Source organism: Acinetobacter sp. GRABPA_MV_2 (assembly GCF_056725885.1).
In genome coordinates this window covers 181,647-206,995 of sequence record NZ_JBWZNA010000002.1, presented here as the reverse complement: position 1 = coordinate 206,995, position 25,349 = coordinate 181,647, and the positions used below count along the sequence as shown (strand labels likewise).

Sequence of the window (25,349 nt, the reverse complement as noted above, 5' to 3'; positions counted from 1 at the left end):
AATGCCTGTAATGATGCGATAGCTTGTCATCAATTTGCAATGATAAAACTGTGAATAATTGGAAAACTTAGATTGAATTTTACAGCATCTTGTTGTTATGTTTTTTTAAATTAATCAGGTTAATGTTATTATAGCCAAGTATCGCAGCGGAGCTTACTCATTCGTGCAAATTTCACATAAGTCCTTCAGAAACGTCGGGTTAATCGGTCGACCAGATAAATCATCAGTAGTAGAAACACTATGTTTAATTCATGATCATTTGTTGAACCTAGGCTTAAACCCCATTTTTGATCAGGAAACTGCTGAATTAGTGCCTTATGATCATGCACAAATTGTAAGTCGTCATTTATTGGGTGAAGTTGCTGATTTAGTCATAGTTGTTGGAGGCGATGGTTCTTTACTCCACGCTGCTAGAGCTTTAGTTCGCTACAATACGCCTGTTATTGGTATTAACCGCGGGCGGTTAGGTTTTTTAACTGATATCAAACCTTCAGAAGCCATTTTCAAACTTGACCAAGTACTTCAAGGGCATTTCCAGCTTGACCGCCGTTTCTTACTTGAAATGGAAGTAAGAACAAATGGTGAAGTCATTTATGACGCCATTGCTTTAAACGATGTGGTTTTGCACTCGGGTAAATCAGTACACATGATTGACTTCGAACTTAATATTGATGGTCAATATGTTTACCGCCAACATAGTGATGGTTTAATTGTTTCGACTCCAACCGGATCAACGGCTTATGCATTGTCAGGTGGTGGCCCAATTTTACATCCAAGTATGGATGCTATTGCATTAGTTCCAATGCATCCCCATACATTGTCATCACGTCCCATCGTCGTTGGTGGTCAAAGCGAAATTAAAATCGTTATTCGCGAAAATCGGGTATTACCAATGGTGAGTGCAGATGGACAACATAGTGTCTCGCTCAATGTTGGAGACAGTTTACACATCCGTAAACACCCATTTAAACTAAGTTTATTGCATCCGCCAGGTTATGATTTCTATATGGCCTGCCGTACCAAACTTGGTTGGAACCAAGATTTTGAATCTTTTCAAAGAGATGAATCATGAATATTGAACAAATGCTATCTGTTTTAAACCCTGAAATTGTGGAGCGTTTAAAAACAGCAGTAGAAATTGGTAAATGGCCAAACGGCGTTGTTTTAACTAAAGAACAACGTGAGACTTGTATGCAAGCTGTAATCGCTTGGGAGTTGAAGAACTTACCAGAAGATCAGCGTAGTGGTTATATTGACCGTGGTACAAAAGAAGAAGGCGAAGAATGTGATGATGATCATCACAAGCATGAACCAGAGTTTAAACCGATTCGTTTTGTTTAAAACTTAATAAGACAGAAAAATTATTTTTTGTTATTCCATACAGCCTTATATAGCATGTTTTTCATAAGTTATAGCATATAGGCTTTTATTACTTTTGAAGGATCAAAAGTAACCAAAAATCCTTTGTATCACTGACGATACTTCCTGTATCGCAGTGATACGGTCGACATCCATGTCGACCTTCACGATAGCATTTGTTAACTACGAATTAAGATTGCTTAAATTTCGTGTATCCCATAACACTTTTGCTTTTTGCATCGCTTCTTCAAAATTAGCAACAACGCCCATCGTATATAGCGCGATTCCGATGGTTTCTGTTACGGCCATTTCGCCATATTCATGATGCTGCTGACCAAGCCATACTGCTTTAAATGTTGCTAAATCTAATTCTTCTTCAATTGGGCTTCGCTCAGGTGTGAGCTTTGGTAACTCATGTTCATAAAGCTCACCATTTTTAATACCACAAATGAGTGTCTTAGCATCTGGATTTCGTTCAAATTCACCACCTTCACCTTTAATGACGGCACTATTTTGATAGCCTAAGCGTAACGCACTATGTTGATGTGAAGTTCTATAAGCAGGGTGGAATATTGCTTGTAAGGTAGCCTTAGCGTTAAAAGGATTAATTAAACGAGCCAAAGTATGAATAGGTGAACGCAATCCCATGACATTTCTTAGAGATATCAAGTCGCTTAAAACTGGTGAAATCACATCTAGTGGTAAGTAAGCGAAATTTTGCTCTACTAATTGTGCACTAGCTTCTTGTTCAGAATGACAAATTTGATAACCAAGATATTCTAAGACTTGCTCTGTATAAACACGGTTAAGCGTGTGACCTGACGCACCATGCATAACAATTTTATGGCCATGCTGGGCAAGCGTAAGGGCGGCTAACAAAAACCATGGATAGTGTTTTCGCTTACCTGCATAAGATGACCAATCTAAATCGACTTCTAAAGGCTCAAAATGAAGCTGATCTTTGGTCGCTTGCACAAACCCTGCAAGTTCATCAATCGATTCTTCTTTAACCCGAAGTAGCATTAAAAATGCACCTAGCTGTACATCTAGCACTTCACCTTTTAAAATCATGGTAAAAGCTTGATAGGCTTCTTCATAGCTTAAAGAGCGAGATCCGGTTTTCCCCTTACCTAAAATACGGACATATTGAGCAAAGGGATGTTCAGCATCTTTATAGATATTACGTTTAGTATTCATCGTAGTTCAAAACAATAAAAATGATGGGATGTAGGCAGCTCAAAATGAAATGTCCACAAGTATTTAATCAATATGACATAAAAAACTGCTGAAAAAATATCAAAAGTGTTTCTCATACTAAAGTCTTAAGGCTACCTGAGTGTTTTTTATGCGTATTAGCTAAAAAATTAACCGAATCGTTATTTAATTCGAGTACACTTTCTCGTGCTTTTTTGAGCACTCATATCATAATTTTATGTGATTCTCCTATATCTTCAGCTTTTTATTGAAAAAGTAAGAGGTTATTTCTAGCTACTCATAGTGGTTAGAAACTTCAGGTATTCTCCTGTTTTAGAAAACAGCTATTTTGTTTTCATTGAGGTAGTAGGAAGGTTTTTTGTTCACAAAAAACCATTTCCCTTTTGCGGTGTTAATGTGAAAGGTTAGGGCTGTGTATTCGTAAAGAATAGACGTTTCATTTTGGTATTTCCAACGGACTTGGAAATATAGATTGAAGTAAAGTTATGGCTAAAAAACCGATTTATAAATCACTTTATTTTCAGGTGATTATTGCGATTATTGCGGGTATCTTGGTAGGGCATTTTTCTCCAAGCTCAACGCAAATTGTCAATGGTGTCGAACAGCATATTCCGGGGTTAGGTGAAAAACTCAAGCCATTAGGTGATGCCTTTATTCGTTTGATCAAGATGATCATTGCTCCAGTTATTTTCTGTACCGTGGTAAGCGGTATTGCTGGCATGGAAAGCATGAAGTCAGTCGGAAAAACTGGCGGCGTTGCGTTGTTATACTTTGAAATCGTTTCAACAATTGCACTTCTAATTGGCCTTGTTGTAATTAACATTGCTAAACCGGGTGTAGGGATGAATGTTGACCCTACCACTCTCGATACTTCGGGCATTCAAAAATACGTCAGTTCTGGTGAGTCACAATCTACCATTGATTTCTTAATGCACATCATCCCTGATACGGTGGTTGGCGCGTTTGCAAATGGTGAAATCTTACAAGTCCTTCTTTTTGCAATTCTCTTTGGTTTTGCTTTACATAAGTTAGGTGATGCAGGACGTCCAGTTTTAAAATTTATTGATCAAGTTGCACATGTGTTCTTTAACATTGTGAATATGGTCATGAAATTGGCTCCGATTGGTGCATTCGGTGCAATGGCATTCACTATCGGTAAATATGGTGTTGGTTCACTCGTACAATTAGGGCAGCTCATTATCTGCTTCTATATTACGTGCTTACTCTTTATCTTCTTAATCTTGGGTACAATCAGCCGTATTAGTGGATTCAGTATCCTTAAGATGATTCGCCTGATTCGTGAAGAGTTATTAATTGTACTTGGTACATCTTCTTCTGAATCTGTTTTGCCTCGCATGTTACGTAAACTTGAAATTGCAGGTTGTGAAAAATCTGTAGTTGGTTTAGTTATCCCAACAGGTTATTCATTTAACCTAGATGGTACGTCAATTTATTTGACTATGGCTGCAATCTTTATTGCTCAGGCAACAAATACACAGCTTGATATTCAACATCAGATTACTTTGTTATTGGTACTCTTAATTTCATCTAAGGGTGCTGCAGGTGTAACAGGCTCTGGCTTTATTGTTATGGCTGCAACTTTATCTGCTGTAGGGCATATTCCAGTGGCAGGTCTGGCATTGATTTTAGGTATTGACCGTTTCATGTCAGAAGCCCGTGCATTAACTAACCTTGTTGGTAACTCATTAGCAACGATTGTTGTTGCTAAATGGGTCGGTGCTTTAGATAAAGATAAGCTAAATGATGCTTTAAACAATCCAGATGAAGTCGACAGAAAAATGATGGAGCAAAAAACTCCTCAAGTCGCTGAAGGTTTAGATTAATTCAAATAAACCTATATAAAAAAGGAAGCTTTGGCTTCCTTTTTTATTGGCTGACTGAAAAGTACAGTTTTAATGAGCAGCTATGCCATGACAGTTGCTAAAAAAATGATTAGCATGCAGAGCAATGAGATTAGATAAAACAATAAAGCTGAAGGAAAATATTATGTTGGCATACGATGCAGATTTAGAATTATTCCGTGATAATTTTAAACGTTTTATGAATGAGCATATTGCTCCACATTATGACCAATGGGAACGCGAAGGAATCATGCCACGTTCTGTCTGGAATCAACTGGGCGAAAATGGCTTTTTATGTGTGGATGTTCCAGAAGAATACGGTGGTTACGGCGTACCAACCTATTATTCATTAATGTTGGTTGAAGAATCGGCACGTGCTGGTTTTTGCGCATTATCAACAGCGATTTCTTGCCACTCTGAAATTGCTGCACCATACATTTTACACATTGGCACAGAAGAGCAAAAACAATATTGGTTGCCGAAAATGGTAACAGGTGAGGTGGTTGGTGCTATCGGTATGACTGAACCTGGAGCAGGTTCGGATTTACAATCAATGCGTACTAGCGCCATTTTGCAAGATGATCATTATTTATTAAATGGCTCAAAAACTTTTATTTCAAATGGACAGCATGCTGATCTTGTTGTGCTTGCAGTAAAAACTGATCCTCAAGCGCGTGCAAAAGGTGTTTCATTATTATTAGCTGATACTCATCTAGAAGGCTTCAAAAAAGGCACAAATCTAGACAAAATCGGTCTGCATTCTCAAGACACATCTGAGCTGTTTTTTGACAATGTTAAGGTTCCTAAAAACCAGTTACTCGGTCAAGCTGGGCAGGGTTTTGCTTACTTAATGCAAGAGCTACCGCGTGAACGTACGGCCATTGCTTCTACCGCAATTGGGGCAATCCGCGGTGCAATTGATTTGGCAACCGCTTATGTAAAAGAGCGTCATGCATTTGGTCAACCCATTTCACAGTTCCAAAATACGCGTTTTGTTTTAGCACAAGCAAAAATTGATGAGCTTGCTACAGCTGCTTTTTATGAGAGAAACGTTGCTCTATATCAAGAAGGTAAGCTTGATGTGGAAACAGCAGCGGCGCTTAAAAGTTTCAGCACTGACATGCAAATGAAAGTCGCAGATAACTTGCTGCAACTCTTTGGTGGTTATGGTTATATGACTGAATATCCAATTTCACGTTTCTTTGTAGATGCACGTATTCAACGTATTTACGGTGGTACAAATGAAATTATGAAAGAAATCGTAGCGCGTGGATTAATTGGCAAAGCCTAATTAAATAGATTTAAAAAAGCCTACCTTTTAGTAGGCTTTTTTATATTACCTATTTGTTAGTTTGATGAATGACAGGATAGTCTTGTTGTTTCGGTAATTGCTGTAATGCATGATTCATCTTTCTTAAAAACTCATCAGCTTCATCTTGATGAAATGAATCTTCGGTGTATTTACTACGTTCTTGAAAGACGACACCACAACCCGTTATTTTCATATTTTCAGGATTAAATGACCAGTCATTTGGATTCTTTAAGTTAATGTTTAAATCACTTTCACAGCTTTTCCATAAACGTGAAAACTCATTTGATAATTCTGCTTTAAATCCTCGTGTTGGATAGACTGAAAATCCTTTCATTTCGGGATTAGAAAACTGTATAAACTTGTCTACTGGCATACCGCCCCAAATGATTGCTGTATCTGGTGGTAAATAGATACCTGATAAATTTTTCTCTTTTAAAGCATGCATTTGCTCAAATTTCTGTCTGAAATGTTGCGACTGATAGGTCAGCTTGGTTTGAGGTGGGATTGGAATGCCACGAACTTGATTACCGACAGTCGTCATATAGTACGGAGAATTATCCCTACCATTGCATCCTGCGATTAAGGGGCAACCGCCACAAGCGGTTAAACTAAAACTTGTAATACCCAGTAAGCCTAAAACAATAATTTTATTCATTCTATTTTACTGTTGTTATGACATATTGGGTCAGTATAACCAATCTATACATTAAGAGGACTATCTTTAAGAACAACGAAATAATCATCTGTAAATGTAATTATGTTTTTACTTGGCTGGCTGCTGCAACGGCCCATCAAATAAAGATTTACAGCTTTCTAAATTTTGACATGAAGCAAACATAAGTGCTTTAGGCAAGCTCGCATACAAATTTGTAATATGTTGTTCAGCAGGGTTATAAAAATGCCAATAACTAAACTGGTTTGAACGTTTATTTTCTAAGGCTTTAAAGAAATTTGCTTCATTAAATTTATTGTTAAGTTGAGTGTGAGGGCCACCTTGCTCATGTGTACCGACTGTGGTCATGAGTAAAGGAGAATGATTTGGTTTTTGAGTTTGCCAATGATTTAACTGCTGAAATAACATGCCTTGGTCAAACCAGAGAGAAGGGCTTGCAGCAAAGTAACGCTGAAATGCATCTGGTTTTTGAAAAAAATGATAAAGCACAAACAAACCTCCAAAAGAATGTCCATAAAGACTTTGCTGTTGGCTATTAATCGGAAATTGTTTTGCAATTGTAGGCTTGAGTTCGCTATTTAAAAAAGCAATAAACTGATCAGCACCCCCATATTTATATTTACCTTGTGCTTGAAATTCAGCAGAAGGTTTTGGAGTGTAATCATAAGCACGCTTTTGCACATCAAAGGTTTTTTGCTGAGGGTAACCAACTGCTACGATCATGAGTGGATCTAGTCCTAATTTAGTAGAACCAGCGCCAATCGACTGAGCAATATTGACAGCACTTGGAAATGTAGCATTTCCATCTAATATATAAAGTACTGGATACCCATGTTGGGGCGGGGCGACAGGCGGTTTATAAATTTGAATAAGATAATCATGGCCTGCATTTTTAGATTTAATTTGAAATTGTGCCTGATTATTTTGAAAAACGATTTTTTGTTGATTTTGTATAGGCGTTTCAGCCAAAACAGGACAGCTTATTAAAGTACTTAATAGAAAACTATTAGATAAAAGGAAAAATGATTTTTGCATAATGGACGATAATAAAATTTATTATGCAAATGATAAATGAAAATCATTATCAAATAAAGTGATCAAGAAATGTGAGCAAAAAGGTTAATGAAAAAAGCTCTTACAGCTATATTGCCTAACAAATCAAAGCAGACTATTGTTATACTCTCGTTTAAAAGATGATTTTACTGAGGCTGCATTCTAATGATCAACGATGATCAAAACAAAACGACTTCTCTTAGTTTAGAACAAATTCGCGAAGATATTGATAGTGTAGATCAACAGATTCAAGAATTATTAAATCGACGCGCAAGCCTTGCTGAAGCTGTTGCAAAAGCTAAATTTGCTTCCGAAGAGAATCCTTTGTTTTATCGTCCTGAACGTGAAGCACAAGTTTTACGCAAAGTCATGGAGCGCAACCAAGGTCCTTTGTCTGATGTAACCATGGCGCGTTTGTTCCGTGAAATTATGTCTGCTTGCCTTGCTTTGGAAGCTCCGCAAAGTATTGCTTTCTTAGGACCAGAAGGGACTTTTACTCAATCTGCTGTTCTTAAACACTTTGGTAAAGATGCAGTAGTTCGTCCATTACCAACTATTGATGAAGTGTTCCGTGAAGTAGAAGCGGGTAGTGCACATTATGGTGTAGTCCCAGTTGAAAACTCATCTGAAGGTATTGTGAACCATACTTTAGATTGTTTTAAAACATCGAATTTAAATGTGATTGGTGAAGTTGAATTGCGTATTCATCATCAATTCTTAGTCTCTGAAAATACACGTAAAGACAGTATTAAACAGATTTATGCCCACCAGCAAACTTTGGCTCAATGCCGCCAGTGGTTAGACGCGCATTATCCGGGTGTTGAACGTGTTGCCTTAAACTCAAATGCAGAAGCTGCACGTCGTATTCGTAACGAATGGCACTCAGCAGCAATTGCATCTGATATTGCAGCAGGTATGTATAACCTTGAAATCTTGCATAGCAATATTGAAGATAATCCGGAAAATACCACTCGTTTCTTAGTCATTGGCCGTGAAAAAATTCCACAAAGTGGCAATGACAAAACTTCATTATTAATTTCAGCACATGACCGTGCTGGTGCTTTATTAGAAATTTTAGCGCCGTTTGCAAAACATAATATTAGCTTAACAAGTATTGAAACCCGTCCAGCATTACCTGAAAAGTGGGCATATGTATTCTTTATCGATTTGGAAGGCCATATCGATCAAGAGAATGTTGCTGCGGCAATAAATGATATTCGCCCAATGGTAAAAGAGCTTCGTATTTTAGGTTCTTATCCTGCTGCCGTACTCTAATTACTCATGTTGGAATAATGACATGCATCAAGATGGGCATGTCATTATGCTTAAAAACAAATTGCTCAAAGGTTTAAATCACTTTGAGCAAAAGCAAAGTTGAAGTTATGTCACAACCCCTATTTAAAAAAGTTGCATTTATTGGTTTAGGACTAATCGGGTCGAGTTTGGCACGGGTTATTGTTGCCGAAAAGTTAGCGACAACTATTGTGGCTTCTACACGCTCACAGAAAACTTTAGAAGATGCAAAATCACTTGGCTTAATACAAGAAGGATTTTCTGATCCTGTAGAGGCTGTGAAAGGGGCAGATTTAGTTGTTTTAGCCTTGCCAGTACGTGCGACACAAAAAGTGCTTGAGCAAATTAAGCCTTATTTGTCAGAAAGCACGGTTTTAACAGATGTGGGAAGTACAAAAGGTAATGTTGTTGATGCAGCAAAAGCTGTATTTGGTGAAGATTTACCAGCAGGTTTTGTACCAGGACATCCTATTGCTGGTAGTGAGCATACGGGCGTTCATGCAGGTAAGGTTGATTTATTTGCAAATCACAAAGTTATTTTAACGCCATTACCAACAAGCGCAAAATGGGCAGTTGAGAAACTGATTCAACTTTGGTCAGCTGCTAAGGCTGAAGTTATTTGTATGGATGTTGCCAAGCACGATGAAGTTTTAGCACATACAAGTCACTTACCGCACTTGATGGCATTTAATTTGGTTGAGCAACTTGCAAACCGAGAAGATAACCTTGATATTTTCCGCTATGCAGCAGGTGGCTTTCGCGACTTTTCACGGATTGCAGCTAGTGATCCACAAATGTGGCATGACATTTTCTTTGCCAATAAAACAGCCATATTAAATGCTGTAGATGGCTTCGAAAAGCAACTTACAGTACTTAGACAATTGATTGAAAGCGAAGACTCTCATGCATTAATGGGATTACTCGGCCATGCTCAGGCAGCACGTCAACATTTCAATCATATGTTAGCCAAAAAACCTTTAATGGAGAAAAATAAGGTGACACAGCAATTCAGTATCTTACCGGGAAATAAGGCATTTAAAGGTAAATTTACCGTACCGGGTGACAAATCTGTGTCACATCGCTCCATTATGTTTGGTGCTATTGCCGAAGGCACGACGCATGTCACTGGTTTCCTTGAAGGTGAAGATGCTTTGGCGACTTTGCAAGCTTTCCGTGATATGGGTGTAAGCATTGAAGGCCCAAAGAATGGTGAAGTGACCATTCATGGGGTAGGCATGCATGGTTTAAAAGCACCAGCGAGTGCCTTGTATATGGGTAACTCTGGTACAAGCATGCGTTTGCTTTCAGGTATGTTATCTGCACAAAAATTTGATTCAGTAATGACAGGTGATGCATCACTTTCTAAACGTCCAATGGAGCGTATTGCTAAGCCATTGCGTTTAATGGGCGCACAAATCCAGACAACAGGTGAGAAAGGTACACCACCTGTAAGCATTACGGGTAGCCAGCAATTAAAAGGTATTCAATACGACTTGCCAATGGCATCTGCTCAGGTGAAGTCGGGTATTTTACTTGCGGGCCTATGGGCTGAAGGTGAAACTTCGGTAACTGAGCCAGAACCAACTCGTGACCATACAGAGCGCATGCTTCGTGCATTTGGCTATGATGTTAAAACCGAAGGCAACAAAATTTCTCTTGTTGGTGGTGGAAAATTAGTGGGTACTAATATTCAAGTTCCATCTGATATTTCATCTGCTGCTTTCTTTATGGTGGGTGCTGCAATTACAGAAGGTTCCGATGTTGTTCTTGAAGCTGTAGGTATTAATCCAACACGTACAGGCGTAATTGAAATTTTAAAACAGATGGGTGCTGACCTGACCGTTGAAAATGAACGTATTGCCGGTGGAGAGCCTATTGCTGATATTCATATTAAAGGTTCACGCACGCTTAAAGGCATCCATATGCCTGAAGACCAAGTACCTTTAGCAATTGATGAATTCCCAGCTTTATTTATTGCAGCAGCTTGTGCCGAAGGTCAAACAGTATTAACTGGTGCGGCAGAACTTCGTGTGAAAGAGTCTGACCGTATTCAGGTTATGGCAGATGGCTTAAAAATCATGGGTATTGACTGCACACCGACTGATGATGGAATCATTATCGAAGGTAAAGGCAAATCTGGCGATTGGTCACCAATCTTTGCTGGCGGTGAAATTGAATCACATCATGACCACCGTATTGCGATGAGTTTTAGTATGGCAGGTCTTCGTAATTCTGGTCCGATTACAATTCATGGTACTGAAACTGTGGCGACAAGCTTCCCGACTTTCACTGAGTTGGCGAATCGTGCAGGCTTAACAATCGAAGTTAGCCAATAACTTTTGACCTGACACATTTTATAATTGCTAACACAATAGCAACGGCAGCAGCGAGCTAAAGGCTTGGCTGCTGTTTGTTTATTGCTTATGCTAAGTGCAGATAATGATAAAAGTGTTAGGATAAAGGATGAAAAAATTACAATTTATTGCCAGTTGCCCACAACATGGGGTGCTTGATCATCCACCAAATGAATGCCATATCACTCAAGAATATGTAGCGGCTTTACTGTTTAAACAATTGGGGCATTATGGCTTCGATGCACAGCACATTGTGCATGAACATGAAAAAGTAGAAGTGAGTATTGATAATCATCTTTTGCCATTATCTATTACTTGCCAGAAAACAGATCATGAAGGGCATCTCATGTGTGAAATCTCTGCCAATCCAGATGAAGAACAAGACTGGTTTGAGAAAATCGAAACACAAAGCATTATTCGTCAGCTTGCACAGGCCGTTGAAAATAGTTTAAAGGCCGATCACAGCTTTTCAGCATTTGAATGGAAAAACTAAGCACACGATTGTTAAGACTTATTCATGAAGTACGGCTTTTTAGAAAAGTCGTACTATTTCTTTAGATTAAAGATAAAAATACAAAATCTTTCCCTAAATCGCTACCTATCTTTAATGCATTGTGTATATTGAAATTATTACGATATTTACATAATTAGAGTGTGGTTTTCATGACACAAGTTGATATTGCAGCGTTATCTCCTCAAGTAGTTTGGCAGCATTTTCAAACACTTTGCACTATTCCTCGTCCGTCAAAACATGAACAAAAGCTTCGCGAGTTTTTACAAAACTGGGCTGAAAGTCGGAATCTAGAAACTTATGTAGATGAAGTCGGTAATTTGATTATTCGTAAAGATGCGACTCTGGGTAAAGAACATGTGTCTGGAGTTATTCTTCAGGGCCATTTAGATATGGTTACACAAGCCAATACTGGTACGGTACATGACTTCTTTAAAGACCCGATTCGTCCAGTTCTTGAGGATGGCTGGCTAATTGCCAAAGACACTACTTTAGGTGCTGATAATGGCATTGGGGTAGCCTTAGCTTTAGCAGTTTTAGACTCAAATGATATTGCTCATGGGCCAATTGAAGTTCTTCTAACCGTTGATGAAGAAGCAGGGATGAGTGGTGCACGGCTTTTAGAGTCTGGGGTCCTAAAAGGGAAATGGTTATTTAATATTGATACAGAAGAGTGGGGGCAGTTATATCTTGGCTGTGCTGGAAGTATTGATGTTGAAGTAGAGCAACCACTTACTTATGAACCAATCCCTGAAGATCTGAACATTGTGAATATTCAGGTTGCGGGCCTTAAAGGTGGTCACTCTGGTGTAGATATTCATTTAGGACGTGGCAATGCCAACGTTATTTTAGCCCGCTTTTTAAATCACCATTTAGCTCCGCTTGGCGGGCACCTTGTTGAGTTTATAGGTGGTACAGCCCGTAATGCTTTACCGCGAGAAGCAGTGGCAACCATTGCAATTTCGTCTAACCAATTACCCGAATTAGAAAAATTACTCGCTGAATATCAAACGATATGGAAAGACCAATTACAGAGTATTGATGATAATCTGCAATTAACTATCCAACCGAATAGTGCTGAAGTGACCGAAGCGATTGCTCAACAACAGCAAAATGAATGGTTGCAAGCTTTGGCAACAAGTCCTTATGGTGTTGCAAGTATGAGTCAGGTTCTACCAGATGTGGTTGAAACCTCAAATAACATTGGGGTGGTGAGACTAAATCGAGAAGGTGGAAAAGCTGTTTTAATGGTTCGTTCAATGGTGAACCAAGAAGCTCAAGATTTTGCCGAAAAAATTCAGGCCCATTTTAGCCAATTTAATATCGGCTCTACACTTACACCGTTAGTGTCGGGTTGGACACCAAACCCTGACTCGGCGGCTCTAAAGTGCTTACAACAAGCCTATCAAAATGCTTTTAATATTGAACCAAATCTTAAAGTAATCCATGCGGGTTTAGAGTGTGGGATTATTGCTGAACATTACCCACATTTGCAGATGGTTTCATTTGGACCAGATATTCAAGGTGCGCATGCACCGGGTGAACGAGTAAAATTTGATACTGTAGATAAATGCTGGAAGCTACTGGTAACCGCTTTGGCATCAGTAGAGTAGTTTTTACAAATAAGAAGCTCAATTGTGAGCTTCTTAAATTTTAACCTTTACATGAAAATGATCTGGACTCAATTCGGTGAATTCGACTTCACAACAAATATGATTTTTAGTCGATTTTTAAAAGTTGTCCTGTTTCACTTAGAGTAAATTCGTCAAAATCATTCGCTAAATAAAAATGACCTTTATAAAATTGGCGAACTCCTTCGGCAATAGCTTGCTGCCCAGTTTTATCCTGATGTCTAGGGCTAAAGTGTGTCAGAATTAAATTATGTAGAGATTGCTGCTCTGCAAATTCAGCTACCATTTTTGCTGAGCTGTGCATTGGACCTTTTCCTACTTTATCTAAAACTGTCTGCAAATAAGTCGATTCATGAATAAGGAGTTGAGCATCCTTACAAGCATCGGCTAATAATTCTGGCCGATCATTATCACCACCTATAATTGCATGGATTTGGTGATTCTGAACTTTGATAAAATCTTTCGATTTTAAAATTCGTCCTTCAAACTCAACATCATAGCCGCGTTTTAAATGCCCCCAGATATCACCTTTAGGAACGCCAAGCTGAGTTAGAGCCTGAGTATCTAACTTCTTCTGAATAGATTTGATATAAATACTAAAAGCAAAACTTGGAACACGATGGCTTAGTGGATGTGCTTGAACGATGAATTCATCGGTGATTTGCTGTGATTGTGTTGCCTCATTAACATCAATGAAATTGATTGGATAGGGCAAATATAAATCTGTAAGTTGAGTAGTGGTTTCAAACCACTGTTGTATTTCTTTCGGTGCAATGACCATTAATGGTTTTGTACGGGCATTCATGCCTGCACTTGCCAGTAAACCAACTAGGCCATAACAATGGTCACCGTGAACGTGTGTAATACAAATGGCAACTAGGTTTTGTAGAGAAAGTCTAGCTTGTTGAATGCGGTGCTGCGTACCTTCACCAGCATCAACTAAAATCCAATCCTTATTTTTACTATTACGAACTGCTAATCCTGAAACATTGCGTGAAAGGGTAGGTACACCTGAAGAAGTGCCTAAAAAAGTAAAATGAAGCATATTGTTGGAATTTTTTAGTCAAATGCATAAAGGTATTATAGACACTTATGAAAATTTTATAAGAACAATGGAGAACGATAGCGATCGAGTAAAAAATATTTAGCGCGTTTTGGGTTAAGTTGGAATAACTTTCAATAATGACATGGCTTAAAAATGATGGGCATACTCTCAAGTTATGCCCATCAAATACACTTTATTTCATGATAATAAAACGTGTAATGATTTGGCGAAGCTGTTTTAAATAACCTGTAAAGAAGTGGTTGGCCCCCGGTAAAATCGTAATTGGATGCTTTTGTGGTTTTGCCCACTCAATTGCATCTGAAAGTAAGGTGATGTCATCTTGCTCACCATGAATGAGTAGAATATCACCCTGAATTTCAGGTGTTTTATAGTGGCGTAAACCTACTACAGTAGCTGTTGGTAAACCACATAATATTAACTGTACAGGTCGTAACTCAGGGTCAAGCTGTGCAAAGCATTTTGCTAAAACATGTGAGCCAAAGCTAAAACCGCCTGCATAGAATGGCAAGCCTTCATGAAGATTACGAACGTGCTCAATTACAGCTAAAATATCTTCAGTTTCACCATGACCTTCATCATGAACGCCTTCACTGCCGCCTAAACCACGGAAACTAGGACGGTAAACAATACATCCATATTCATTAAAAATTTGGGTTAAAAGAGCAGGGACTTTATGTTGAGGGGTTCCACCTTGCAATGGGTGCGGATGGCAAACAACCGCAAAGCCTTTGATTTCACCTTCAGGGCGGTCAACGAAAAGTTCAATTTTACCAACTGGACCCTGGATGAAAGTTTGCTCAGACATAAAAGAACCGCTAAATAACAATACGTAATGCTATTTTACCGATAGTCGTCATTGAAAACACGAGTTAGCATTAAAAAATATCTACTGTTATAGTTGGTATTAAGAATAATTTTTTCAGGTTGTCTATGCTTGCTTTAATTTCTCCTGCAAAAACTTTGGATTATGAAACAGCGTTACCTACAGATGAGTTTACTCTGCCTCGCTTGTTAGAAAACTCAGCACAATTAATTGATGTGTGTCGCAAACTTTCTGCTTCGGAAATTGCGAGTTTAATGAGTGTGAGTGAAAAAATTGCCACATTAAATGCAGATCGATTTAGAGACTGGAATCCAGAATTTAATTTCTCGAATGCTCGTCAGGCGATTTATGCATTTAAAGGTGATGTTTACACCGGTTTAGATGCTTATCAATTAAAAGACAAAGATATTGATTTTGCACAGCAGCATTTACGTATGCTTTCTGGTCTTTATGGCTTACTGCGTCCTTTAGATTTAATGATGCCTTATCGTTTAGAAATGGGTACGAAATTAAAAAATACTCGCGGTCATAATTTGTATGAATTCTGGGGTGATATTATCACTAACCAAATTAATGAAGACTTGGCAGCAATTAAATCTGAATTACTGGTAAATCTAGCTTCAGATGAATATTACAAATCGGTCAATGAGAAGAAAATTAAGGCTGAAATTGTTAAGCCTGTTTTTCTTGATCAGAAAAATGGCAAATATAAAGTCATCAGTTTCTATGCGAAAAAAGCACGTGGTTTAATGGCTCGTTTTATGATTGAAAACCAATTAAATAAAGCTGAAGATATCAAAGCGTTTAATACCGATGGATACTACTTTGATGTTGAGAATTCATCAGCAAAAGAGTTGGTATTTAAACGTGATGAGCAAGTGGCTTAATTAAATTAATAATTTCACATACCATGCGGCCTTTGGCCTCATGTTTAATTTATTAAACTCTATATTGGCTATGCCTTACTTTTGAATGGTCAAAAGTAACAAAAACCTTTGTTGAACAGAGGGCACATCCATGTGGCCCCTGTTCAACAGTGGCATTCATGCCACTCAGCACGATAGCTTTTGTTATCGTGCTTTAAAATTTAGTCAAAATTAATGATTACTTAAAGAAATAACCTGTTTCAGGTGAGCTTGCATTTGCCATACGTTTGCGTGGCATACGACCAGCTAAAAATGCTTCACGACCAGCTTCAACAGCTTTTTTCATTGCGGAAGCCATCAAAATAGGATTTTGCGCAGCTGCAATTGCTGTATTCATCAATACACCATCACAACCGAGTTCCATTGCAATAGCAGCATCACTTGCTGTGCCAACACCTGCGTCAACTAAAACTGGTACTTTCGCATTTTCTTTAATAATTGAAATGGTGTGTGGGTTTAAAATACCTAAACCTGAACCAATGAGGCTACCTAAAGGCATAATCGCAACACAGCCCATACTTTCAAGTTCTTGCGCAATGATTGGATCATCAGAGGTATAGACCATAATCTCAAAACCATCATCAATCAAAGTACGAGCCGCTTTTAGGGTCTCGGTTACATTTGGATATAAGGTTTTTTCATCACCCAATACTTCAAGTTTTACTAGGTTATGACCATCAAGTAGCTCGCGCGCTAGCATACACGTGCGTACTGCGCTGTCAGCATCAAAACAACCTGCGGTATTTGGCAAAATTGTATATTTTTCTGGTGGAATGACCGAAAGTAAATTCGGTTGATCTGGATTTTGTCCAATATTCACACGGCGGATTGCGACGGTTACGATTTCTGCACCACTGGCTTGAATAGCTAAATCCGTTTCATTTAAGTCTTTATATTTTCCAGTTCCGACCAATAAACGAGATTGAAAAGAACGTGAACCAATAATGAGAGGGGTGTCTTGCATGGATAACTCCGACTTAGCCGCCGCCAACAGCGTGAATAATTTCGATACGGTCATGTTGAGCAATCGTAATTTGCTCTAATTTGCTTTTAGAAACGATTTGCTGATTGTGCTCCACAGCAAAGCGTTTTCCTTCAAGTGCCAGCTCCTGAATGAGTTGCAACAGGTTTTGGCTAGGCGTGTCCGTTAATTCGCCATTTAAATAAATTTGCATGATCACATTCCGATTATTTTGCGTATTTGAAAGCATTCCAAGCCAAAACCAGCCATCCCGCAATCATCAAAGCTCCACCAATTGGAGTAATAGCACCTAATATTCGTGGCAAACCTAGCGCCATGATATAAAGCGAACCACAAAAAAATAGAATACCAATCTGGATAAGCAAGAAGGATAACTTGATTGGGAAATCAGGAATAACCTTACTTAAAATACCAAGAGCTAATAAGCCAAGCGCATGATAAAAAAAGTAGTCGGTAGCAGTCTGCCACCAAGCAAGTTGCTCAGGACTCGCGTGAGCTTTAAGACCATGTGCTCCAAAAGCACCCAATATGACTGCAAAAGCAAGATTAAGGGCTGAAATGGCGATCCACATAACAAAAAACGCAACTGAATAATGAAAGGCAACGTTACCATAGAATAGGTTGGCTAAACATAGCCAGATAAAACAAAAGGGCGAATCGCCCTTTTATTTTTTACATTTATTTTTAGCTTGCTGACATGGCAGTTTTAATTTTTTCCATCGCATTTTTTTCAAGCTGACGAATACGTTCTGCCGAAACATTATATTCAGCAGCAAGCTCATGTAGGGTAGATTTATCATCATCTAACCAACGGCGCTGCAAAATATTACGCGAACGGTCATCTAACTGGTCCATGGCATCATGCAATGCTGAAGTACTTTGCTCTTCCCAATCTTCGTTTTCGACTAAGCGAGCAGGGTCGTAGCGATTATCTTCAAGATACAATGCAGGGGCCGTATGTGGCGTGTCGTCATCGTCATCACCTTGTGCTTCAAAAGCAGCATCATAAGCTGTTAAACGACCTTCCATTTCCAGAACTTGTTCTGGAGTTACATTTAAGTCATTAGCAATCGATTGAGCTTCTTCGAGCGTTAATTTTTTACTCGATTTTTTTAAACTACGTAAATTGAAAAATAATTTACGCTGAGCTTTTGTCGTTGCAATTTTAACGATACGCCAGTTGCGTATAACGTATTCATGAATTTCTGCCTTAATCCAATGGACGGCAAAAGATACTAAACGCACGCCCATATTTGGGTCGAAACGTTTTACGGCTTTCATTAAGCCTAAATTACCTTCTTGAATAAGGTCGCCTTGTGGTAGGCCATAACCTGCATAGCTGCGCGCAATGTGAACGACAAAGCGTAAATGCGACATTACCAGCATTTTTGCGGCATCAAGATCTTGGTCATAATAATAACGTTCAGCAAGTTCTTTTTCTTGCTCTGCCGTTAAAATAGGAATCTGATTGACAGTACTGATATATGCACCAAGGTTTACACCGGGCGCAGACAATGACAGGGGCATCAATTGATTGCTGCTGTCACTCATGAGTTCTCCTTATAGGATCGAATGGGATAACCAATAAATTCATCTTAATTTGAATCAGCTTCATAATTAAGGAAAATTGGGTAGAGAAATGTAAAATTTTATGCAATTTCTAATCTTTTAGTTTAGCAAAGAATTATTGAGTTTCAATTAAATAGTGAAATTCTCTGTCTGATATGTGAGTTGTTTGACACATAAAATGATGTAAACCACAGTAACGAGTTACATCAATTTCACTATGAGGATCTGACGATTTTAATAAAAATTGTTGTTTGCCCGACGCTTTTTTAAGTTCACGTTTTAGCATTAACAATGGCATTGGGCAGGGTTGTCCAAGGGCATTAATTTCAATGGGTGCTGTATTAGAAGAAGTATTGCTCATTCATCATCAAAACAACTAAAAAAAATATTCTAACAAATTTTTAGTAATTGCAGCATATTTTATGGAAGAAGATCTGGCTGATTTCTATAAAAAATATTGTAATAAGCTGTTTAAAAAAAGAACTAAAAATAGGGGAAATAATTGAAAAAAATTCTATTAATTGTCATAAACCCATGTTAAGCTCGAACCGTTTTAGGATTTACCACACAATCAAATTGATTTAATAACCCTATAACAAATGGATGTAACCGGAAATTGTTGATAGTTTTACAGAATGATTACAAGCTTTAAGATTATAAATATTTTAAAACCTTGTTTGCTCTGCTGTTTGCAACACCGGAAGGTCCTTTTTTCAACATCTGAGGATTGACTTATGACAGCTCGTGAACAAGGCGTAGTAAAGTGGTTTAATGACACTAAAGGCTTTGGTTTTATTCAACGTAACGGCGGTGACGACGTATTCGTTCATTTCCGTGCAATCGTAGGTGACGGTCACCGTTCTCTACGTGATGGTCAACGCGTAGAATTTAGCGTTGTACAAGGTCAAAAAGGTTTTCAAGCTGAAAACGTTCAGCCTTTAGACTAAGACTAATTCATCTTTTGATGAATCATGGACGCTCCAATTTTTGAATTGGGGCGTTTTTGTTTATAATGATCTTCTCATTCGAGAGATTGTTTGTTAGAGCACGTATTTATGACATCTGGTTTTGAAACCTTGAATTTACATCCGCAACTTAAAAAGGCGATTGATGCTTTAGGGTTTACTCAAATGACCCCAATTCAGCAAAAGGTTTTAAAATATACATTAGCCGGGCATGATGCAATTGGGCGAGCACAGACAGGAACTGGTAAGACAGCAGCCTTTCTGATTAGTGTAATTAATGATTTACTCAATAATCCGGTTCAAGAGCAGCGTTTCCGTGGTGAGCCACGTGCCTTAATTTTGGCCCCTACTCGTGAATTGGCATTGCAGATTGAAAGTGATGCAAAGCTACTCACAAAATTTTCAGATTTGCACCTTGTAACATTATTAGGGGGTGTGGATTTTGATAAGCAAAAGAAACAGCTAGATGCTAATTTTGTCGATATCATGGTTGCTACACCTGGGCGTCTAATTGATTTTGTAGAACAGAAAGAAGTTTGGCTAGATCAAATTGAATTTTTAGTTATTGATGAAGCCGACCGTTTATTGGACATGGGATTTATTCCTTCGGTAAAACGTATTGTCCGTTATTCTCCTCGTAAGGAACAGCGTCAAACGCTCATGTTCTCAGCGACATTTAGTTATGATGTTCTTAATTTGGCAAGACAATGGTTGTTTGAACCAATCACTGTTGAAATTGAGCCTGAGCAAAAAACGAATAATGATGTTGAGCAACGTGTTTATGTTGTGGCTAAACAAGATAAATATCGTTTATTACAAGATATTTTGCGTGAAGAACCGATCGATAAAGTGATGATTTTTGCTAATCGACGTGATCAGGTGCGCCGTCTTTATGATCATTTAAAGAAAGATGGATACAGAGTAGGTATGCTTTCAGGTGAAATTGCTCAAGATAAACGTTTAAAAATGTTAGAGCAATTTAAGCAAGGTAAACATAATATTATGATTGCGACAGATGTTGCTGGTCGTGGTATTCATGTGGATGGCGTGTCGCATGTCATCAACTTTACATTGCCTGAACAGTCTGATGATTATGTGCACCGTATTGGTCGTACAGGTCGTGCTGGCTCACAGGGGGTAAGTATTAGTTTCTTATCTGAAGATGATGCCTTTTATTTACCTGAAATTGAAAAAGCAATTGGTAAAAAATTACCACTGACCAGATTAGATGGTTATTGCTAATAAAAAAATCCCAATCATTTGATTGGGATTTTTTTTGATTAATTAATTTTACAATAGAATGTAAGCGTTGTTTGGTAATCATCATCTTTTGCTAGAGATGCATTTTTACCAGTTAATGTACCAATAACACCTGCTGCTGCTTCAACCATTTGACCTGTTTTTTCGCTTACAACATCTTTTAATACACCGTTATATGTTGTTTTTTCATCTACAACGACTGGCGTAGTGTTTTTTGAGCAAGTTTTTTGAGCTGCAGTAATCGCATTATTTTTCGCGATTAAATTGGTTTTACCAATACCTGTAACTTCAAACTGATTATTTTCTTTTTGAACTGCTAAAGTATTTTTAGGAGTAGTTGCGCAAGCACCAAGTAATAAAACAACACCGCTCATTGCGCTCGCTAAAATTATTTTTTTCATAATGCACCTAAAGTTAATCGCTAAAAGATATTGCTATTTGAACACAAGTTTTCTATTTGATTTTGAAGACGTTGTATGAGTTTTGATGTTTTGTATTAAAAAATGTCAAAGTGAGAGTTCGCTAATTTTATAAGCTAGATTCAATGGTGGATTAACGGTAGATTATGCTAATCTATTTTGAATTTTTGAGTTAGATCAATATTAATGACGGATTCAGCAATACAAATAATTCACCAAAATATTCATCAGCGTCAGTCTATTGGCCAATTAGTTGAGCCAGCTCCAAGTACAGAGCAATTAGAGTTAGCTTTCCAAGCAGCTTTGACTGCTCCAGATCATCATCGACTTAAGCCAACGCGTTTTGTGGTTGTTTCAGGCGAACAACGTGGTGCTTTTGGTGAAGTTTTAGCAAAGGCTCTAGCAGATTTAGGTGAAACTGATCCCGCTCAACTCGAACGTGTTAAACAACATCCTTTTCGCGCACCATTACTTATTTTAGCGCTTACACAATTACAAGATCACCCGAAAGTACCGCATTTCGAACAAATCTTAAGTACGGGTGCCGCAGTACAAAATCTTTTATTATCTCTACAAGCTCAAGGTTTTTCGAGCATGTGGCGTAGTGGTGCAGTTGTCGAATCAAATTGGTTAAAACAGTATTTAGGTCTGCAACCTCGTGATTTAATTTCAGGTATTATTTACGTCGGCACAGCAGCTAAAGTAATTGCACCGCGTGCAGATATTGAAAGTAAAGAATTCGTAAAAGTTTGGCAGGCTTAAACGTCTGTAGAAGTAAGAAATAGGATAATAAAAGATGGCTGAATTTAAGTTTACAGATTTGGTGGAACCTGTTGCGGTTGATAAAAAAACTGCTTTACGTATTACCGTTCTAGGGGGAGGAAGCTTTGGAACGGCTATGGCAAATTTAGCTGCACGTAATGGTTGCGATACCATGATCTGGATTCGTGATGCCGAAACAGCTGCGGAAATTAATAAAACCCACATTAATAAACGTTATTTGCCAGATTTTATTTTAGAGTCATCATTACGCGCTGTGTCTGATCTTGAGCAAGCCGTGTGTGATCGAGATATTATTTTGGTCGCAATTCCGAGTCACTCATTCCGTGATGTCTTAAAACAAATTGCTCCTTATATTACTGCACAGGCGGTTGTGTCTTTAACCAAAGGTGTTGAAGCTAAAACTTTCAGCTTCATGAGTGATATCATTCGTGAAGAATTACCTGAAGTTCCTTATGGTGTGCTATCAGGTCCAAACCTTGCAAAAGAAATTATGGCAGGTATGCCATCTGGCACTGTTATTGCCAGTGACTCCGAATTAGTTCGTTATGCTGTGCAACATGCTCTGCATAGTGCTTTATTCCGTGTTTTTGGTAGTGATGATGTGCACGGTGTGGAGTTGGGTGGTGCACTTAAAAATATTTATGCGGTTGCAATGGGCATTGGTGCCGCTTACAAAATTGGTGAAAACACCAAGAGTATGATTTTAACCCGTGCTTTGGCCGAGATGAGCCGCTTTGCAGTAAAACAAGGCGCAAATCCGCTTACATTCTTGGGATTGTCAGGTGTTGGTGATTTATTCGCGACTTGTAACAGCCCTTTAAGCCGTAATTATCAAATTGGTTATGCTTTGGGTTCAGGTAAAACACTTGATCAGGCAAGTAAAGAGTTAGGGCAGACAGCAGAAGGCATCAATACAATTGTTCAGGTGCGTGGTAAAGCAGAAGAACTAGACGTATATATGCCAATTACCAATGCTTTATATGAAGTTATCTTTGAGGGAGCACCTCCTTTAAATATTGCATTATCTCTTATGAAAAACGGACACCGTAGTGATGTTGAATTTGTTTTGCCTCATCATGAAGTCTGAAGAAGAAATGTCATAAATTGTGGTTATAATGCAAGAATTATTAACAAGGAAAATTTATGCAACTGACATTGGTTCGCCATGGGGAAGCCGCTCCACCTGTAAATGGTAACGATACTAAACGTCCTCTTACTGCTCGTGGACATGCTCAAGCTGAACAGACAGCAACATTTTTAAAAGATATTGTTAAGCCTGATATTTTTGTAGTCAGTCCTTTACTACGTGCTCAAGAGACACTGGCTCATATTCAGGCTTATTTTAAAGATGTGCCGGTATTGTTATGCGATAAAATTAAGCCTGATGATAATGCTAAAGAAGCAATTGAGTGGTTGTCGCAGATTCCTTATGAGTCAATTGTAGTAGTTTGTCATATGAATGTAGTAGGGCATATTGCTGAGCTACTGACTCATGAAAACTTTAATCCATTTGCACTGGCTGAAGCTCGAATTTATGATCAGGCTGTGATTGCAACTGGCTTATCAACACAAAAAAATAGTTTTATACCCACAATATAATTAAAAAGGTTATTTAGCCCATTATGCTGTATTTATGGATGCCTGAAACCAATGGAATATGGCATTGGTCTAACGGAGAAAACTGGTTGCAGGCTGAAAGTCTTGACCAATTAATACAAGACCTACAATTACATCAAGGAAAAGAGGCTGTCGTCTTTTTTCCTAGTCGTCATGCTCAGGTATTCCAGCAACAAATAGCAAAGTCTCATTACAAACAACTAGGGGCAGATGGTGTTAAATATTTGCTTGAAGAGTTTGTGACTTTACCGATTGATCACATGAAAGTGGTTCATCATTTTCATGCTGATCAATTAACAATATTGGGCGTTGCAAAAACCACTGTGGAAACATGGCAACATGCAATGAATTTGTTGCCAATCAAGCTTGTTGCTTTGTTGCCAGACTTTTTGATTTTGCCGGAACCACAAGAACACCAAGTTATCCTTTGTAATATTGATCAAAAATTACTGGCGCGTGAAAGTAAATGGGTGGGTAATTCACTAGATGATTTGGGATTATTTTTGGAATTCCAGCCAGTTGAAACAAACTATCAATATAGTGGATTAACGACAGAACAATTAGAAAGCTTAGAAGCAGCTTCTAGTGTTGAGCAACGTTCAGAGTTTTTTTATCAATTTCAGGGTTTAGATAAACCTAAACAGCATCCTTTTAATATTTTACCGAAAGCCAAAGGACAAGAGCAAACTGTCTCAGGTTACTGGAAAGCATGTGCTGTTATTCTTTTAGCAATCATTGTGGTTCAGTTTAGCTATGATTTGTTGCGTTGGGTAAAATTAAGAAATGTAGCGAATCAAACAGCTGAACAGACGATAGAGCAATATAAATATTGGTTTGGTCCTTCTAGTCGCGTAAATGAACAAAATATAAAAAGCCAATTTGAAAGTCATTTAAGAATGAGTAAACAAGGCGATACACAAGCACTTTCTTTATTGAGCCGTGTTGGACCTATTTTGATGCAAAGACAAATTTTAGCTCAGCAATTAAATTATGATGCTTCTACACTAACCATGGCCTTGAAAGCAAAATCGGGAGATGATTTGCAAGCTTTAACACAGCAGCTTAATCAGCAAGGATTTAAGGCGGAGTTAGGTAATGTTCAAGCCGATGGTGGTGGGGCAATTGGGGTGGTGAAAATACAATAATGAAAATGTTAGCTCAATTGCAGAACCGCTTTGATCAGTGGATCGAACAAGTTAATCAATATTTAGACCGTTTGACTGTCCGTGAACGTATTATGGTGGTCTTTACTACAATTTTTGTTGTAGTAGCTATTATTGGAGCTTCACTTTGGAAAATGCATTCCTTAGCAGAACAACAGCAACAGCGTTTAAATGATTTAAAAGATTTGATGGTGTGGATGCAAAGTAATGCAGTCACTATGAAACCTGCGAGTGAACTTGAGTTAGGGCAAGCAGAGAAAATACAACGTGTGGCTCAACAACAAGGTTTAACTGTTACTTCTCAACAAAATGGCGAGCAGTTACAAATTATTGTTACTCATCAGAATTATGCAATTTTAGCGAACTTTTTAACCCAACTGGCACAAATGGGCTTAAGTATTGAAAAAATGGAAATGGTTTCAAGCGAAGGACAGATTAAATTAACAGCGACGGTTCAATAACATATTAAAATATGCTGGTCTTAAGCATGGTGTTTTGTGCTCCCTGTGCCTA

General features: G+C 38.2%; 27 protein-coding genes. 16 read left to right on the top strand and 11 right to left on the bottom strand.

Features of this window, described 5'->3' with window-relative positions; genetic code table 11:
- Positions 1-163 precede the first annotated feature (163 nt).
- Complete coding sequence (locus ACXM0J_RS02795) at positions 164-1,072, top strand: NAD(+) kinase (protein ID WP_005073476.1); 909 nt, start codon at positions 164-166, stop codon at positions 1,070-1,072.
- Entirely contained in the window at positions 1,069-1,341 is a 273-nt protein-coding gene (locus ACXM0J_RS02790; protein ID WP_002118245.1) for a YeaC family protein, read from the top strand. Before ACXM0J_RS02795 ends, ACXM0J_RS02790 begins: the two co-directional genes overlap by 4 nt.
- A gap of 201 nt (positions 1,342-1,542) precedes the next feature.
- Here ACXM0J_RS02790 and ACXM0J_RS02785 read toward each other — a convergent pair whose 3' ends face one another.
- Positions 1,543-2,556 carry a glycosyl transferase family protein gene (locus ACXM0J_RS02785; protein ID WP_086265850.1) on the bottom strand — a complete coding sequence of 338 codons (1,014 nt, stop codon included), beginning with the start codon at positions 2,554-2,556 and terminating at the stop codon, positions 1,543-1,545.
- 503 nt (positions 2,557-3,059) lie between these two features.
- On the opposite strand from ACXM0J_RS02785, the gene ACXM0J_RS02780 reads away from it, so the two are divergent.
- Positions 3,060-4,418: a dicarboxylate/amino acid:cation symporter gene (locus tag ACXM0J_RS02780; RefSeq protein ID WP_002118145.1), complete on the top strand. Its 1,359-nt coding sequence runs from the start codon at positions 3,060-3,062 to the stop codon at positions 4,416-4,418.
- A gap of 163 nt (positions 4,419-4,581) precedes the next feature.
- Complete coding sequence (locus ACXM0J_RS02775) at positions 4,582-5,727, top strand: acyl-CoA dehydrogenase family protein (RefSeq protein WP_017386519.1); 1,146 nt, start codon at positions 4,582-4,584, stop codon at positions 5,725-5,727.
- Positions 5,728-5,776: 49 nt separating this feature from the next.
- On the opposite strand, the gene ACXM0J_RS02770 is transcribed toward ACXM0J_RS02775, so the two are convergent.
- Both ACXM0J_RS02770 and ACXM0J_RS02765 read right to left on the bottom strand, forming a co-directional pair.
- Positions 5,777-6,403, bottom strand: coding sequence for a hypothetical protein (locus ACXM0J_RS02770; protein ID WP_086265851.1), 627 nt, complete (start codon positions 6,401-6,403; stop codon positions 5,777-5,779).
- 108 nt (positions 6,404-6,511) lie between these two features.
- A complete protein-coding gene (locus ACXM0J_RS02765) occupies positions 6,512-7,456 on the bottom strand; it encodes an alpha/beta hydrolase (RefSeq protein ID WP_086265852.1) in 945 nt (314 codons plus the stop codon).
- Positions 7,457-7,639: 183 nt separating this feature from the next.
- Here ACXM0J_RS02765 and pheA point away from each other — a divergent pair, with 183 nt between their 5' ends.
- From pheA to ACXM0J_RS02745, 4 genes are all read left to right on the top strand, one after another.
- Positions 7,640-8,749, top strand: coding sequence for a prephenate dehydratase (pheA, locus tag ACXM0J_RS02760; RefSeq protein ID WP_002049199.1), 1,110 nt, complete (start codon positions 7,640-7,642; stop codon positions 8,747-8,749).
- 107 nt (positions 8,750-8,856) lie between these two features.
- Complete coding sequence (locus ACXM0J_RS02755; protein ID WP_213034448.1) at positions 8,857-11,103, top strand: bifunctional prephenate dehydrogenase/3-phosphoshikimate 1-carboxyvinyltransferase; 2,247 nt, start codon at positions 8,857-8,859, stop codon at positions 11,101-11,103.
- Positions 11,104-11,230: 127 nt separating this feature from the next.
- Positions 11,231-11,614, top strand: coding sequence for a hypothetical protein (locus ACXM0J_RS02750; protein WP_005068294.1), 384 nt, complete (start codon positions 11,231-11,233; stop codon positions 11,612-11,614).
- Between the two features lie 170 nt (positions 11,615-11,784).
- A complete protein-coding gene (locus tag ACXM0J_RS02745; protein WP_086265854.1) occupies positions 11,785-13,245 on the top strand; it encodes an aminoacyl-histidine dipeptidase in 1,461 nt (486 codons plus the stop codon).
- Positions 13,246-13,351: 106 nt separating this feature from the next.
- Here ACXM0J_RS02745 and ACXM0J_RS02740 read toward each other — a convergent pair whose 3' ends face one another.
- Positions 13,352-14,308 carry a ribonuclease Z gene (locus ACXM0J_RS02740; protein ID WP_086265855.1) on the bottom strand — a complete coding sequence of 319 codons (957 nt, stop codon included), beginning with the start codon at positions 14,306-14,308 and terminating at the stop codon, positions 13,352-13,354.
- A gap of 193 nt (positions 14,309-14,501) precedes the next feature.
- On the bottom strand, positions 14,502-15,134 hold the full coding sequence (locus ACXM0J_RS02735; RefSeq protein WP_086265856.1) for an alpha/beta hydrolase: 633 nt from the start codon (positions 15,132-15,134) through the stop codon (positions 14,502-14,504).
- A gap of 125 nt (positions 15,135-15,259) precedes the next feature.
- Between ACXM0J_RS02735 and yaaA the strand changes: the two genes are divergently transcribed.
- Positions 15,260-16,039, top strand: coding sequence for a peroxide stress protein YaaA (yaaA, locus tag ACXM0J_RS02730; protein ID WP_086265857.1), 780 nt, complete (start codon positions 15,260-15,262; stop codon positions 16,037-16,039).
- Positions 16,040-16,256: 217 nt separating this feature from the next.
- Here yaaA and ACXM0J_RS02725 read toward each other — a convergent pair whose 3' ends face one another.
- The 5 genes from ACXM0J_RS02725 to ACXM0J_RS02705 form a co-directional block, all read right to left on the bottom strand.
- Positions 16,257-17,042 carry a thiazole synthase gene (locus tag ACXM0J_RS02725; RefSeq protein ID WP_001154366.1) on the bottom strand — a complete coding sequence of 262 codons (786 nt, stop codon included), beginning with the start codon at positions 17,040-17,042 and terminating at the stop codon, positions 16,257-16,259.
- 13 nt (positions 17,043-17,055) lie between these two features.
- On the bottom strand, positions 17,056-17,253 hold the full coding sequence (thiS, locus tag ACXM0J_RS02720; RefSeq protein WP_004700562.1) for a sulfur carrier protein ThiS: 198 nt from the start codon (positions 17,251-17,253) through the stop codon (positions 17,056-17,058).
- A gap of 13 nt (positions 17,254-17,266) precedes the next feature.
- Positions 17,267-17,632, bottom strand: a complete 366-nt coding sequence (locus ACXM0J_RS02715; RefSeq protein WP_086265858.1) for a DUF423 domain-containing protein — start codon at positions 17,630-17,632, stop codon at positions 17,267-17,269.
- Between the two features lie 112 nt (positions 17,633-17,744).
- Positions 17,745-18,611, bottom strand: a complete 867-nt coding sequence (gene rpoH / locus ACXM0J_RS02710) for an RNA polymerase sigma factor RpoH (protein ID WP_002115267.1) — start codon at positions 18,609-18,611, stop codon at positions 17,745-17,747.
- A 133-nt stretch (positions 18,612-18,744) separates the two neighbouring features.
- Positions 18,745-18,990, bottom strand: a complete 246-nt coding sequence (locus tag ACXM0J_RS02705) for a sulfurtransferase TusA family protein (protein ID WP_086265859.1) — start codon at positions 18,988-18,990, stop codon at positions 18,745-18,747.
- Between the two features lie 373 nt (positions 18,991-19,363).
- On the opposite strand from ACXM0J_RS02705, the gene ACXM0J_RS02700 reads away from it, so the two are divergent.
- Both ACXM0J_RS02700 and rhlB read left to right on the top strand, forming a co-directional pair.
- The gene (locus tag ACXM0J_RS02700; RefSeq protein ID WP_000126912.1) at positions 19,364-19,576 is read left to right on the top strand and encodes a cold-shock protein; all 213 of its coding nucleotides are present in this window, start codon (positions 19,364-19,366) and stop codon (positions 19,574-19,576) included.
- A 108-nt stretch (positions 19,577-19,684) separates the two neighbouring features.
- Positions 19,685-20,836, top strand: coding sequence for an ATP-dependent RNA helicase RhlB (gene rhlB / locus ACXM0J_RS02695; protein ID WP_016140502.1), 1,152 nt, complete (start codon positions 19,685-19,687; stop codon positions 20,834-20,836).
- A 38-nt stretch (positions 20,837-20,874) separates the two neighbouring features.
- On the opposite strand, the gene ACXM0J_RS02690 is transcribed toward rhlB, so the two are convergent.
- Complete coding sequence (locus ACXM0J_RS02690; protein WP_005073503.1) at positions 20,875-21,255, bottom strand: putative periplasmic lipoprotein; 381 nt, start codon at positions 21,253-21,255, stop codon at positions 20,875-20,877.
- Between the two features lie 204 nt (positions 21,256-21,459).
- Here ACXM0J_RS02690 and ACXM0J_RS02685 point away from each other — a divergent pair, with 204 nt between their 5' ends.
- Genes ACXM0J_RS02685 through gspM form a run of 5 tightly spaced genes read left to right on the top strand, consistent with a single transcriptional unit; the run spans position 21,460 to position 25,297 of the window.
- The gene (locus ACXM0J_RS02685) at positions 21,460-22,035 is read left to right on the top strand and encodes a nitroreductase family protein (RefSeq protein ID WP_086265860.1); all 576 of its coding nucleotides are present in this window, start codon (positions 21,460-21,462) and stop codon (positions 22,033-22,035) included.
- A 34-nt stretch (positions 22,036-22,069) separates the two neighbouring features.
- Positions 22,070-23,143: an NAD(P)H-dependent glycerol-3-phosphate dehydrogenase gene (locus ACXM0J_RS02680; RefSeq protein WP_086265861.1), complete on the top strand. Its 1,074-nt coding sequence runs from the start codon at positions 22,070-22,072 to the stop codon at positions 23,141-23,143.
- A 56-nt stretch (positions 23,144-23,199) separates the two neighbouring features.
- On the top strand, positions 23,200-23,655 hold the full coding sequence (locus tag ACXM0J_RS02675; RefSeq protein ID WP_086265862.1) for a SixA phosphatase family protein: 456 nt from the start codon (positions 23,200-23,202) through the stop codon (positions 23,653-23,655).
- Between the two features lie 23 nt (positions 23,656-23,678).
- Positions 23,679-24,818 (top strand): type II secretion system protein GspL, encoded by a 1,140-nt coding sequence (gspL, locus tag ACXM0J_RS02670; protein ID WP_086265863.1) that lies wholly within the window; start codon positions 23,679-23,681, stop codon positions 24,816-24,818.
- Complete coding sequence (gene gspM / locus ACXM0J_RS02665; protein WP_005073507.1) at positions 24,818-25,297, top strand: type II secretion system protein GspM; 480 nt, start codon at positions 24,818-24,820, stop codon at positions 25,295-25,297. Before gspL ends, gspM begins: the two co-directional genes overlap by 1 nt.
- The last annotated feature ends 52 nt before the right edge of the window (positions 25,298-25,349 follow it).